The sequence below is a fragment of the Pseudarthrobacter sp. MDT3-1 genome, assembly GCF_054510755.1.
Window position 1 is genome coordinate 94,317 of sequence record NZ_JBTNDX010000006.1, and the last position, 13,613, is coordinate 107,929.

9 protein-coding genes are annotated in these 13,613 nt (G+C 62.1%); 5 read left to right on the top strand and 4 right to left on the bottom strand.

Annotated features, from left to right (window positions below):
- The first annotated feature begins 140 nt into the window (after positions 1–140).
- Positions 141–1,355, top strand: a complete 1,215-nt coding sequence (locus ACX80X_RS06510; protein ID WP_459311540.1) for an aminotransferase class I/II-fold pyridoxal phosphate-dependent enzyme — start codon at positions 141–143, stop codon at positions 1,353–1,355.
- 68 nt (positions 1,356–1,423) lie between these two features.
- Here ACX80X_RS06510 and ACX80X_RS06515 read toward each other — a convergent pair whose 3' ends face one another.
- Both ACX80X_RS06515 and ACX80X_RS06520 read right to left on the bottom strand, forming a co-directional pair.
- Entirely contained in the window at positions 1,424–2,080 is a 657-nt protein-coding gene (locus ACX80X_RS06515; protein ID WP_459311542.1) for a DUF4352 domain-containing protein, read from the bottom strand.
- A 41-nt stretch (positions 2,081–2,121) separates the two neighbouring features.
- The gene (locus ACX80X_RS06520; RefSeq protein ID WP_459311544.1) at positions 2,122–2,784 is read right to left on the bottom strand and encodes a hypothetical protein; all 663 of its coding nucleotides are present in this window, start codon (positions 2,782–2,784) and stop codon (positions 2,122–2,124) included.
- Positions 2,785–3,024: 240 nt separating this feature from the next.
- On the opposite strand from ACX80X_RS06520, the gene ACX80X_RS06525 reads away from it, so the two are divergent.
- From ACX80X_RS06525 to ACX80X_RS06540, 4 genes are all read left to right on the top strand, one after another.
- The gene (locus ACX80X_RS06525; RefSeq protein ID WP_459311546.1) at positions 3,025–5,085 is read left to right on the top strand and encodes a hypothetical protein; all 2,061 of its coding nucleotides are present in this window, start codon (positions 3,025–3,027) and stop codon (positions 5,083–5,085) included.
- Positions 5,085–6,701, top strand: coding sequence for a class I SAM-dependent DNA methyltransferase (locus tag ACX80X_RS06530; protein ID WP_459311548.1), 1,617 nt, complete (start codon positions 5,085–5,087; stop codon positions 6,699–6,701). Before ACX80X_RS06525 ends, ACX80X_RS06530 begins: the two co-directional genes overlap by 1 nt.
- Positions 6,698–7,885 (top strand): restriction endonuclease subunit S, encoded by a 1,188-nt coding sequence (locus ACX80X_RS06535; protein WP_459311550.1) that lies wholly within the window; start codon positions 6,698–6,700, stop codon positions 7,883–7,885. Before ACX80X_RS06530 ends, ACX80X_RS06535 begins: the two co-directional genes overlap by 4 nt.
- Positions 7,886–8,334: 449 nt before the next feature.
- Positions 8,335–11,523, top strand: coding sequence for a type I restriction endonuclease subunit R (locus ACX80X_RS06540; RefSeq protein ID WP_459311552.1), 3,189 nt, complete (start codon positions 8,335–8,337; stop codon positions 11,521–11,523).
- Between the two features lie 46 nt (positions 11,524–11,569).
- On the opposite strand, the gene ACX80X_RS06545 is transcribed toward ACX80X_RS06540, so the two are convergent.
- Positions 11,570–12,109: a hypothetical protein gene (locus tag ACX80X_RS06545; protein ID WP_459311554.1), complete on the bottom strand. Its 540-nt coding sequence runs from the start codon at positions 12,107–12,109 to the stop codon at positions 11,570–11,572.
- Between the two features lie 577 nt (positions 12,110–12,686).
- Positions 12,687–13,472 (bottom strand): adenylate/guanylate cyclase domain-containing protein, encoded by a 786-nt coding sequence (locus ACX80X_RS06550; RefSeq protein WP_459311556.1) that lies wholly within the window; start codon positions 13,470–13,472, stop codon positions 12,687–12,689.
- Between the last annotated feature and the right edge of the window lie 141 nt (positions 13,473–13,613).

Genomic DNA, 13,613 nt, shown 5'->3' on the forward strand with positions numbered 1-13,613 from the left:
TTGCACAATTGACGCAATGCCCCTTTACTCCAACGCGTCGTCGAGTCAACAATGGCTCTAACAACAGCCTCCGCTGGCTCGGCAGCGCGCCGCCCATCCGACTGCCGCCCCACCGGGCTGCCCTACACAGGAGCGCCGACATGAACGATCCGACAGCCATATCCCAGACAACCTCAGCGGTATCTGATCGCGCTGCACGGCTGGCGTCGATCCCCTCCTTTCAGCGGGTTAACGCCTACATCCGGGAGTACAGTGCCCGCGGGCACGGGCAGGTGCCGGGCTGCGACTTCACCTTCGGCAATCCGCACCAGATGCCGGCCGACCGCTACGTGAATACCCTGCGGGACGCGCTGGCTCCTCAGAATGATCAGTGGTTCGCCTACCAGACCAACGGCGAGGCCGGCCGGGAAGCAGCCGCTCAATCCCTTCACAGGCTTCTGAATGTGCCCTTCCGGACGGAGGATATTTACCTCACCACCGGTGGCTTCGCCGCCATTGCCCTTGCGCTGAAGACCGTCGCCGATCCCGGCGACGAGATCATTTACAGCCTGCCGCCCTGGTTCCTATACGAGCCGCTGATCCTTGAAGCCGGGCTCGTACCGATAAAGGTGAAAATCAACACAACCACGTTCGACCTGGACCTCGACGCGATCGAGGCCGCCATCACGGAACGCACCCGGGTAGTGATCGTCAACTCGCCCAACAATCCCACGGGGCGGATTTATCCCCCCGACTTGCTGGTCCGGCTGGCCGAATTGCTGGAGGCGGCCTCGGCGAGGATTGGACGGCGGATTTACCTCATCTCGGACGAAGCCTACAACCGGATCGTTTTCGACGGCTTGCGATTCCACAGCCCTGTGGAGTTCTACCCGCACACGCTCCTGGCCTACTCCTACGGCAAGACCCATCTCTCCCCAGGCGAGCGCGTCGGCTACCTGGCGTTGCCGCCCACCATGCCGCAGCGGGATGAGATGGAGCCGGCTATCACCGGCCTGCAGGTGGCGATGGGCTGGGTGTATCCGAACGCCCTGCTGCAGCACGCGCTTCCCGAACTGGAGAAGTTCACCATCGACGTCGGCCAGTTGCAGCGGCGCCGGGACCGTCTCGTCGATGTGCTCGGCGGCATGGGGTACCGCGTCCGGCGGCCGGAGGGCACCTTCTACCTGTATGTCACGTCCCCCATTTCGGACGACGCGGCGTTCACCACCTCACTTGCCCGCCGGGATGTCTTCGTGTTGCCCGGCGTGCTGTTCGAGACGCCTGGCTTCTTCCGGATCTCCCTGACAGCCAACGAGGACATGATCGAACGCAGCTTGCCGGCATTCGAAGCGGCGATGAAGGAAAGCAGCCCGTGATTCACGGCTGAAGGAGCCCTGCCGGCTGTAGCCGACAGGACTCCCTCCGCGTCCCGCTGAAGTTCCGGTTACCCCGGGATCTGGATCCGCGCCGCTTCCTGCATCAGCGGGTCGGAGATCATCACGGTTGCCGCCCCGGGTGCCATGTCGAACGCGATGAAGCCGCGGGACTTATCACCCGGCAGGACGTCACCGGAACCCAGCTGATTATCGGCAAACATGCTGAGGTCAGCCTTCCGGCCGCTTTCGTCCTTGGCTGAGAAGTAGAAGGGATTCGAGCTGGTCTTCCCCGCTTCGGTCTCCCACAGCACGTCCAGGAGCAGGTAGGTTCCGTTCTTCGGCGGCGACGCAAAGGCCGTGGTGGTCACCGCGTCAGTCCGCACAGCGGAGACGATCGTAATCCTGGCGACGTCGCCGTTGCGCATTTTCACGGGGAAGGGTGTCCCCACCGCCGGTCCTGTGGGAGCCGCCGGTGCCGGGGCGGCCGACGGCGGTGCTGCCGCCGGCTGCGCCGCAGCCTCGGAGGGAGCCGCGGAGGCAGCAGCAGAGGCGATGGGGCTGGAATCCGCAACAGGCTTGCTGCCGCTGGAGCAGGAGCCCATGACGATTCCGAGCAGCAGGACGCCAGCCGGAATCACAAAGCGCTTCTTCTTGTAGAACGGGCGCTTGGCTGTGGCCGTAGCAACCGGCATGGACGGGACTGAATCAAAGTTCTGGTCAGACATGGTGGTGCCTTTCGAGAGTGCGTTTGGTGATGCTGCGGGTGCTATTGCTTTTCCCATTTGCCGCAGCGGCTGGATTTGAAATCTTGGCCGGCGGACAGCGCAACGGAGGGTCGGCCGCCGCCCGGGAGGTCGTTGTCGATGATGTTGCTGCCGTTGCTGCCGGTGGCGTAGATGCCCCAGTAGCAGGAGGAGCCGACGTCGGCGGATGCCCGGTAGGTTCCGGGTTCGATGTCGGACCCCACGGTCCAGGTGCCGTCGCTGACGGTGTTGGCAGCCTTGGCCTTCTCGGCCCCGGTTACCGCCTCTTCCCTGGCCTTGACGGCGGCTTCGGCAGTCTTGACTGCAGCGTCGGCCTTGCCCACTTCGGTTTCCCGTGCGGAAACCTTGGATTCACGGGCTGCGATCCCGCCCTGGAGGCTGTCGTACTTACCCTTCACGGACGCATAGCTGGACAGTGCGGCGTCGCGCTCGATCTCGACCGTTCCCTTCTCGTCCGCCAGCGCCGTGTAGGCATCGCTGGACTTCGGGTCGGTAAGTACGGTTCCGAAAGCCACTCCCCCGGCGAGAAGTACGACGGCGGCCGTCGCCAGCAGGGTGCCCTTCTTCCGGCTGGGCTTCGCGGCCGGAGCGGGTTGCTCCTCGGCTGCCTCAGGAGCAGTCTGGTCGTCAGGCATTTGCGCCTGGCCGGCGTCAGTGTTCAACATGTTCTCTTCCTCTGTTTGTGGATGACCGCTAAACGGCGGCGGGATACTGATCCCCCAATACGCGGTTCCCCGCCGCCGTCGCAGCTCCGGAAGATTGCTTCGTGGCTGCAGTATGAACCTACGGGCGGACCAGCTGCCCTAGGCGCGATCTCACTGATAACCCGGGTTATCAGAACCAGACCTTGAATGTCTGTAGCCGCCACTAAGCTGATGGGACGATCACGACTGAAGGGGGCAGCCATGGAGACATTCACGGAAACATTGCGCATGACGCTCTCCGATGTCGCCTCGCTCGCCCAGGTTCAGCGTCCCGTCGTTTCCATGTGGCGCAAGCGCAGCAGCGGAGGCCCGCTGCCGTTCCCGGCGGCAGCTGCCCGCGTGAACGGCGTGGAGCACTTCGACGCCGACGATGTCACTGCCTGGCTCCAGGCCACTGGCCGGGGCAACAACCCGGAGGCTCGGAACGATGTCGCAGTTTTCGCGAGACTGGCCGCACCGCTTGGCGAACTGCCGCGTGACAGTCGGCAGACCTTCGAAGGCCTGACCGCGCTCCTCGCCCTGAAGGTCATCACGGGACAGGCTCTGGCACAAAGTTCTGCAGCCGAACTGTTGGATGCCGCAGATGAAGCGGACCCTGACGATGTGTTCTTATACTCCGAACTCGAGGCGCTCGGCTCGGCGCTCTCAGGATTGGCCGGCTTCGCCGACCGGTTGGCGGACAGTGCGTTCAGCGCGCCGGCGGCCTTTGAAAAACTGCTCGCCCACCGGTTCAAGGAGGGGCTGCGAGAGCAATCAGACACCGCGCTGACGGAAGAGGCACTGAAGCTCGTGGGCGCAACTGCCATGGAACTGGCATCCACCCTGGACAGCAGGCTGCTATTCGTCGACTCGACGCCCGGCGGGAGCGACGTGATGCTGAGCATCGTCGAGCAATTCGGAGAGTCGCGGCCCATCACTCTCCTGGCAGCCGACCACCATGGCAGCGCGTCGCGACTGGCCCGCCGTCGTCTGGCAGTGCATGGCACGGACAGCAGCCCCGTGAAGATCGACGCCAAGGGTGCGTTTGCTGTCAATGGCCCGGCGGTGCACGTCGCTCAATATCCCGCCCCAGGCAATCCAGCTTTGGACACCACTGGCATCCTGAACAGCATCGAGAACATCGTCCTGCAAATGGACGACAACCAGCGCGCGGTTGTCATCGCGCCTGCCCGGGTATTGTGCGACGCTCTCGCTGGAGAGGCCGGCAACCTGCGCTCAGACCTGTTGCGCTCGGGCCGAGTTCGTGCCATCGTCCGGCTCCAACCGGGACTTCTCCGTGCCAAGCCCCGGGAGCCGCAGGCCCTTTGGGTGCTGGGGCCGTCCTTCGCTGATGTGCCGATTGCGGAACGCTGGACGAGCGTGGCAGACCTGAGCACCACGCCGCTCACCCTGGATGTCAGCCAGGACCTGATCAGCGACGTCGTCGCATCCATGGGCGACCGCGCCACTATCCGCGCGCACTCGTTCAGGTTCACCCGGCAGGTCCAAACCCGCGTCCTCCTCGCCGGCAAGGGTTCCCTCGTGAACGGTTTGCCTACCAGAAGTTCGACGGCGGCTGGCAGCGCCGAGTCTGCGCTTCGGGTCGAGGAACTCGTGCGTCTGTTGTCGACTGGGGCGTCAACATCTGCACTGCCCGGAGTACAGCCGGCCGTACCGGGCACTGGACTCCGGCCCGCTTCAGTTCAGGAACTCCTGTCGGCAGGAACCCTCAAGTACGTCAAAGGCATCAGGGTGGAGGCGACTGACCTCAACCGGCAGGCGGGAATCCGGATCCTGGGCCGTGAGGAACTCACGGATCTGAACAACGCCAAGCCACGGTTCATCACGCTCCTCGAGTTCGCGGCCAGATACCCGGCCGGGCGCCTCACCGAACCAGGCGACATTGTTTTCTGCACCAGCCCGCGGCCCGCCGCGCTGGTCGATGCGGAGGGCGGCGCCGTCGTGGTCTTCCCCGCCCGGATCCTGAGAATCGACCGCGGCGATCCCGGCGGTCTGGTGCCGGTCGTGGTTGCCGCTGACATCAGCAACCGCCCCGCCGCGGACAAGTCATGGCGGAACTGGCGGCTGCGCCGCGCACCGGAAGCCCACCGACAGCCGCTCGCCAACGCGTTAGAGACCCTGCAACACGAGCAGGCCCAAGCCCGGCAACGTCTCAAACATCTGGAAGAACTCGCTACCCTGATTACGGACGGCGTAGCGGGCGGAAGCCTTACCCTGACAGACCCCATTTCCAACGCCGCACCAAAAGAAGGAACTGCATAATGCCCCCGAAGCTGAAGGTGGACCTCGCCCCGTCCACCATGAAGGAACTCAAGGACACCCTCTGGAAGGCGGCGGACAAGCTCCGCGGTTCGATGGATGCCTCGCAGTACAAGGACGTGATCCTGGGGCTGGTCTTCCTGAAGTACGTGTCGGACGCGTTCGAAGAGCGGCGCGGGATTATCCAGGCCGAGCTGGAGGCTGACGGCCTGGCCGAAGAGCAGATAGCACTGCTCATCGACGACGTGGACGAGTACACGGGCCACGGCGTGTTCTGGGTTCCGGCCCGGGCACGGTGGACCTACCTGGCAGAGAACGCCAAGGGCCTGGACGCAATCGACGGCGCCGAGCCCAAGTCCATCGGACTGCTCATCGATGACGCCATGGACCTCATCATGGCCGACAACAAGAGCCTGGCCGCCACGCTCCCCCGCATCTACAACCGGGACAACGTGGACCAGCGCCGCCTCGGCGAGCTCCTGGACCTGTTCAACTCCGCCCGGTTCACGGGCATGGGAGCCGGCCGCGCGCGTGACCTCCTGGGTGAAGTGTACGAGTACTTCCTGGAGAAGTTCGCCAAGGCCGAAGGCAAGCGCGGCGGCGAGTTCTACACGCCGGCCGGCGTGGTCCGTGTGCTGGTGGAAGTCTTGGAACCGCACAGCGGCCGGGTTTACGACCCCGCCTGCGGTTCAGGCGGCATGTTCGTGCAGACCGAAAAGTTCCTGGACGCCCACAACGAGGACCGCACCGCGATTTCGGTCTACGGCCAGGAGCTCAACGAACGCACCTGGCGGATGGCCAAGATGAACCTCGCCATCCACGGCCTGAACGCCAACCTGGCCTCCCGCTGGGGCGACACCTTCGCACGGGACCAGCACCCGGACATGCAGGCCGACTACATCATGGCCAACCCGCCCTTCAACATCAAGGACTGGGCCCGCTCCGAGTCCGACCCCCGATGGAAGTACGGTGTGCCCCCTGCCGGCAACGCCAACTACGCGTGGATCCAGCACATCATCTCCAAGCTGGCCCCGGGTGGTTCCGCGGGCGTGGTCATGGCCAACGGTTCCATGTCCTCCAACTCCGGCGGCGAGGGCGAGATCCGAGCGCAGCTGGTGGAGGCTGACCTCGTTTCCTGCATGGTGGCCCTGCCCACGCAGCTCTTCCGCAGCACCGGTATTCCGGTCTGCACCTGGTTTTTCGCGAAGGACAAGACCGCCGGTCCGCGCGACTCCGTGGACCGCACCGGCCAGGTGCTGTTCATCGACGCCCGGAACCTGGGCTACATGGTGGACCGCGCCGAACGCGCCCTGTCCGACGAGGACATCGCCAAGATCGCCAACACCTTCCACGCCTGGCGCGGCTCGGCTTCCGCTGTTTCAGCCGGGCTGGAGTACGACGACGAGGCCGGCTTCTGCCGTTCGGCCACGCTCGCGGAAATCAAGGCAGCAGACTACGCGCTGACACCCGGACGGTACGTCGGCGCTGCTGATATTGAGGACGACGGCGAGCCGATCGAGGAGAAGATCGCACGGTTGTCGAAGGAGTTGTTCGAGCAGTTCGAAGAGTCGGAGCGTTTGGCCGCTGTTGTTCGTGAGCAGCTGCGGAGGGTTTCGTGAGCGAATGGCCAATCGTCAGGCTTGGTGACGTAGCGGATGAGGTCACTGTCGGCCATGTTGGGCCCATGGCGATGCACTACCAGGAGTCCGGCGTTCCATTTTTGCGGTCGCAGAATGTCATTCAGCACACGGTTGCTTTGAATGACGTCAAGTACATCTCCCCGGAGTTTCATGCAACTTTGTCGAAATCTCGGCTCCGGCCAGGCGACGTCATTACTGTTAGAACGGGCAAGCCAGGCACGACATCCGTGGTTCCCGAATTCCTCAATGATGCCAATTGCTCGGACCTAGTCATCACTCGACCCGGCAGTTCCCTCAACGCCCGCTGGCTCAGTTACTACATGAACAGCGCCGGCTCACACTTCATCAACTCGCAACTCGTGGGTGCTGTGCAGCAGCATTTCAACGTTGGATCGGCAAAGTCAATGACGTTCTCACTGCCTTCCTTAGCGGAGCAGGGAGCGATTGCGGAGGTGTTGGGTGCCCTCGACGACAAGATCGCCGCAAACACCAAACTCGCTGCGACAGCGGGTGAGTTAGCGGGTCTTGTTTTCGATCTAGCAGCGACTAATCTCGACATCCAGCCAATGAGTGAGGTTCTCAGCCCCGTTCTGGGCGGGACGCCACAACGGTCACGAGCAGAATTTTGGGGCGGAAATCAACTCTGGGCCTCGGCTAAGGACATCACCGGAGCGGAATTCGGAGTCATCACAGACACAGATGAAAAGATCACACAGATGGCAGTGTCGACTACTAAGACGAAACCGCTACCGTCCGGGAGCGTCATTCTGACAGCTCGGGGAACCGTTGGCGCTGTTGCCAGGCTGGCAACACCTTCCTCGTTTAACCAGTCCTGTTACGGGTTTGTCCCAGGTCAAGTTCCACCCGGAGTCCTCTACTTCGCTGTGCTGCGCGCAACTCAGCGTGCCAAGGAGATCGCCCACGGTTCAGTGTTCGACACCATCACCATGAAAACCTTTGACCATCTCCCATTTCCTAAATTCGATGACGACGCTCTTTCTGCAACAGAGGGCCGAATTGGCCCGCTGCTCGACGCAGTCGCAGGGTCCGTGATTGAGAACGCAAAGCTCGCCGCCACCCGCGACGCCCTTCTCCCCCAGCTCATGTCCGGCAAGCTCCGGGTCAAGGACGCGGAAACAGTGTTGGAGGAAGCCGGGGTATGAACGTGCAACGCGTTGCACTATTGCCAAGGATGGGCGTTGCAATTGGGCAAGCGCCGCTTGCCCAATTGGCACCGGGCCACTCTGCAATGATGCAAGGCCGTGCTCAAATTGGCCGGAAACCGTTCGAATCTTGCAAGCGGCACTTGCAAGATTGACCGGGGCAAGGTCGTCGAGGAATGTTGCAACGGGTTGCAACATTCCCGCGACGACGCACAACCTCTGCACAATCATCGAGCGGGAACAGGGTCGGACAGGACAGTGCCATATTTGTGCAGCGGGCGGCTGCACAATTGCGATTGACCCCAGCTCCAATGTTGCAGACGCCATCTGCAACATGAATTTCGATTCATACTCCCAGCGGGCTAGGCAAAACAACAGGCGCGGCGAAAAGCGCTGGCCCACTTGGCGCCTGAGTAAGCTGGACAGCAATCAACATTGGGGGAATCACCGTGACAGCACCAGCAGTAGTCTTTTCCGAAGCCGACTGGGAAGGCGCCGCGAAGGAGCGGCTCGGCGAGATGGACTGGAAGCCGCTGGAAGGCCAGGCAATCGCTCCCGGCTCCGGGGAGCGGGATTCCTGGTCCGAGCTACTTATCCGGCCGAGGCTCCTTGCGGCCCTCCAGCGCTTCAACCCGACGGTCCCGGCCCAATACCTGCAGCAGGCGCTGTCGGAAATCGCGGCAGCCAAATCCAACGACGCTCTCGCCGAGAACCACCGGATCCACAACTGCCTCGTGGACGGCTACCGACTGACCTACATCGACTCCGACGGCGACGAAGCCAACCCCACCATCAGGCTCATCAGCCAAGAGCCCGACCAGAACGACTGGCTCGCGGTCAACCAGGTCACACTGATGGAGGGCGACTACAAGCGTCGCTTCGACGTCGTGCTCTATTGCAACGGCATGCCCGTGAGCATCATCGAGCTAAAAAAGGCGGGCAGCGCGCACGCCGATCTCCCCGGCGCCCACGCCCAGCTCCAGACTTATCTCCGCGAATTCCCGATGGCCTTCCGTTTCTGCGTTTTTACGCTCGCCACGGATGGAATCCAGGCCAAGTACGGAACGCCGTTCACGCCCTTCAACCACTTCTCACCCTGGAATGTTGACGACGACGGCGTGCCCGTCCCCCAGGGCTTCATGCTCGACGGCGATGCCGTCACAGCCTTGGATACCGCACTGGATGGCCTCTACAACCAGGAGCGCTTCCTGCAGCTGACGCGCAACTTCACCGCCTTTGACCAGGGCTCGGGCGGGCTCGCCAAACGCATCGCCAAGCCCCACCAGTACTACGCCGTGACCAAGGCAGTGGCCAGCACCATCCAGGCGGTGGAAAGCAACGGCAAGGCCGGCGTTGTCTGGCATACCCAGGGGTCGGGCAAATCCATGGAGATGGAACTCTACGCGAACATGGTTGCACGGCAGCCAAAGTTGAAGAACCCGACCGTCGTGGTCATTACCGACCGGAACGAACTGGACGGCCAGCTGTTCGAAGGCTTCGACCGCAGCCTGCTCCTCGCCGAGTCTCCCAAGCAGATCAAACGCCGATTGGAACTGCGGGACGAGCTGAGCAACAGGACTACCGGCGGCATCTACTTCACGACGCTCCAGAAGTTCGGACGCAGCAAGTCGGAAAAGGACGCAGGCGCCGACCACCCGCTGCTGTCCGACCGGCGCAACATCATTGTGGTGGTCGACGAGGCCCACCGGTCGCATTATGACGACCTGGACGGTTATGCCCGGCACCTCCGCGACGCGCTCCCCTATGCCACTTTGATCGCCTTCACCGGTACGCCGATCTCCTTTGATGACCGGAATACCCAGGATGTCTTCGGCGACTACATCGACGTCTACGATCTGTCACGCGCGGTGGAGGACGGGGCCACGGTACCCGTCTACTTCGAGCCTCGGCTAATCAAAGTAGGGCTGGCCTCCGATGTCACCGAGGAAGACTTGGACAAGTCCGCCGACGAAGCAACCCTCGGCCTGGACGATACCGAGCGGGCACGCATCGAGGCGAGCGTCGCCGTCGTCAACGCTGTCTATGGTGCGCCGCAGCGCATTGCGGCGCTGGCGGCTGACCTGGTGGCGCATTGGGAGAACCGGCGTGACCGGATGGGCAAGTTCATCGAGGCGCCGGGCAAGGCCATGATCGTGGGCGGGACCCGCGAGATCTGCGCGAAGCTGTACTCCGCAATTGTAGAACTGCGGCCGGACTGGCATTCGGATGACCTCTCCAAAGGCAAGATCAAGGTGGTGTACTCGGGCGACGCGACTGACGTGCCGCCCGTTTCCGACCACGTGCGGCGGGACTCGTTGAATGCTCAGGTGAAAGAACGGCTCAAAAACGTTGACGACGAGCTGGAGCTGGTGATCGTCAAGGACATGATGCTCACCGGCTACGATTCCCCGCCCCTGCACACCCTGTACCTGGACCGGCCGCTCAAGGGCGCACTGCTGATGCAGACGCTCGCACGCGTGAACCGCACGTTCCGCGGCAAAGAGGACGGGCTGCTGGTGGCGTACGCTCCGCTGGCGGAGAACCTGGCGAAGGCGCTGGGCGAGTACACGCAGTCGGACCGGGCGAACAAGCCGGTGGGCAAGAACATCGATGAGGCTGTTGGCCTGACCCTGTCCCTGGTGGAGTCGCTGCGTTCCTTGCTGGCGGGCTACGACTGGAAGTCCGTGTTGATGAAGGGCGGGCCCAAGGCATTTCTGAATGCCGTCACTGGTGCGGTCAGTTACTTGCGCAGCCCGGGTTCGCCCGGTAACCAGCCGGCTGACGGGGAAGAGTCGCTTGCCGCGAAGTACCGCAAGTTCTCCAGCCAGCTGTCACGTGCCTGGGCGCTGTGCTCGGGCTCCGAGACGTTGGCTGAGCTGCGTCCCGAGATCCAGGTGTACGAGGAGATCCGCGTCTGGATGGCGAAGTACGACGCCGCCGACCGGCAGGCCAGCGGCGAGCCGGTACCGGAGGAGATCCAGCGTCTGTTGGGGAACCTGATTGCTTCGGCGACGTCCTCCGGCGAGGTGCTCGACATCTACGAGGCAGCCGGCATGCCCAAGCCGTCCTTGGATGACCTGACGCCGGAGTTCATCGCGAAGACGCAGAAGGCGCGGAACCCGCAGCTGGCCATAGAGGCCCTGCGTAAGCTCATTGCGGACGAGTCCGCGGCATCAACACGGAATAACGTGATCCGGCAGCGGGCGTTTTCCGAGAGAATCACCGAGCTGATGAAGAAGTACACGAATCAGCAGCTGACGTCTGCGGAGGTTATTGCGGAGCTGGTGGAGCTGGCTCGCGAGGTCGCAGCTGAGGGTAAACGGGGCCAACAGTTCACTCCCCCGCTGAATTCTGACGAGCTGGCGTTCTACGACGCCGTTGCTCAAAACGAATCGGCGGTGGAGGTCCAGGGCGAAGGTGTGCTGGCTGACATCGCGCGCGAACTGGTTTCGGTGATGAGGCGCGACGTCCGGACGGACTGGACTGTTCGCGATGACGTGCGGGCCAAGCTGCGGTCTTCGATCAAGCGGTTGCTGGTGCGATTTGGCTATCCGCCGGACAAGCAGCCCGAGGCGATCAAGCTGGTTATGGAGCAGATGGAGTCTATGGCGCCGCGGTTTGCCGAAGCTCGGGCGTAGCGGGATGCCGAGCGACGAACTGCAAAATCCGTCGCTCGGCTGCTGGTCACACGTGGGGCATGGCCGAAAGTATCAGCACAGCCACAATGAAGAAAATCAACCCGAGAAACATGCGCAGCGCCCACCTGAAAGACCGGTACTTAGCCTCCACGATTTTCGAGAGGGCGAACGCCTGCTCCCAAGCCTCTGCGACGCGGCTTGCCGAAGGAAAACTAAGTGGAGCTGAGCTACGTCCGGCCATTGAGGGCCACGCGAAACGGTTGTCTTCCGACACTTTCACAGTTCGTGGCCGAAGACACTCTCCCACAAAGAACAGAGTCGCTATTGATGTCACAACGACACCAGCAAGGGCAAAGGCCAGTGGAAAAACCACGTGGACATCTTGTCTCTGAAGTGCGCTAACGATTCGGCTGGACTGGCCCGCGAGTATAGTCAGCGATACGCCAAGCACCGCAGCCAAAATCGTTACCTTCGTGTCGGCATTCTTGATCCAACTGCCTGACTCCTGCATAGCTACTTTGGCGTCTTCCCAATCCTCCGACTCGCCAGACGACTTTTTCTTCCTAAGCAGCCACATGGTGCGCATACCCTTCCATCGGCCAAGTGCCGGTGAAGAGCCACTCAACGTACGCGGCATGCCAATGAGCCGCCCATCCAACAGCTGTAGCGATCGTGTCCGTTTTTGGGTCCCAGTCGTCCTGTGCAGCTACACAAAGGTTGCCATTCATGAATGTGTGGGGCGATGCAACCGAGTGTCGTCCGAGCCGTCCCGTTTTAGGCCTGCCTGGTATGACGTGCGGAAGACCGTGATCAACTCGATGTTGAACGGTGACTGTGAACTTTCCATAGCCAGTGTCTATTGCTCCCACCCACGCAGGGGGACGCTCATCATTTCCTCCAAGCTCAGCGAACCCGGGAAAGAATTGGGCCATGGCATCGCGATCGCGCGCGACCGACTCTTCGTTGGTCCACCAAGGGAGGGCCGCGGCGCCATGTTCGACGGGGTTGGTTCCTCCGTGAAAAGTGTGACGCTTCATTGGCATTCCGACCGCGCTAGGAGTTGCGGAGGCAGCAGAGAAAACAATCCTGCCGGAAGGCGTAACCCGGCGTTCAACGTTGTAACCATGGTGCTTCAAGACATTCAGTATGGTCATGATGGCCTCCTAGACGGTCTCGAGGGCGCGGCCCGCGAGCTCATCGATGGTGCTGTCTACTTCGGGCAGCAGGGGACGCCACCTGTAATCAAAGAACCTGTAGCTACAGTCTTCTCCCGCCCGTGTGTAAGTCTTAGGTGACTTCTTGTGGTGGGTGAGCAGGGCACCGTTGTCCACGTACTCAGCGAACCTCTCCCCGATGACGACTTCCCATGACATGGCCGCCTTCTCGCACTTAGCCGCGAAATTTGACGCAAACCCGATTACGTTGATCTCACTTATCTGGTCTGTGCCGGTGCGCATAAAAACCGCTTCTCCGTAGTCACAGCCTGCTCGTGCCTGCACAGGTTGCAGCCCACGTTGCGTGAGTGCGGGGTTCAGGGTGGTCTGGACCGCATCCAAGGAAGCGGCGGAAGCCAAAGCGGCTAGTGCTACAGCGACGCGAGGGTCATCATGTGGCCCAAATCCAGCAAAAAGCCCGTCGCCCCGTAGCCCAAGCACATGGCCGCCCAGGCTATGCACAATGCCAGTGAAACCGCTCAAGACCGCATGCGCGAGGTCCGCAACCGCTCCCGGTTCATCCCAAAACGTACGTCCGGTGAAATTTGTGAGATCAAGGAACACTGACGCCATCTCGCATGACTCCCGTTGCCCTACCTCGAGCCGGTTGTACAGTGGGTGCCCTGTCTGAAGGGATTCAGCAACGGATCGTGACTTGAGAACGAGGGGGTTGCGCAGGGTATCGAAGCGGTTCAGCACCCTGGTGCTGAACTCTTCGGCATAGAAACTCTTCAAAACGTGTCCTTAGTGATTGTTGGATGTGCTCTGCTACTGCGAGCGATACGCGGTAGCTTCGACGATCAACACCACTCCATACGACGGCATTTGGCGTGTCGCAGTGTTCGGAGCTAAAGTCTCTATGTTCGAGTAGAAGAG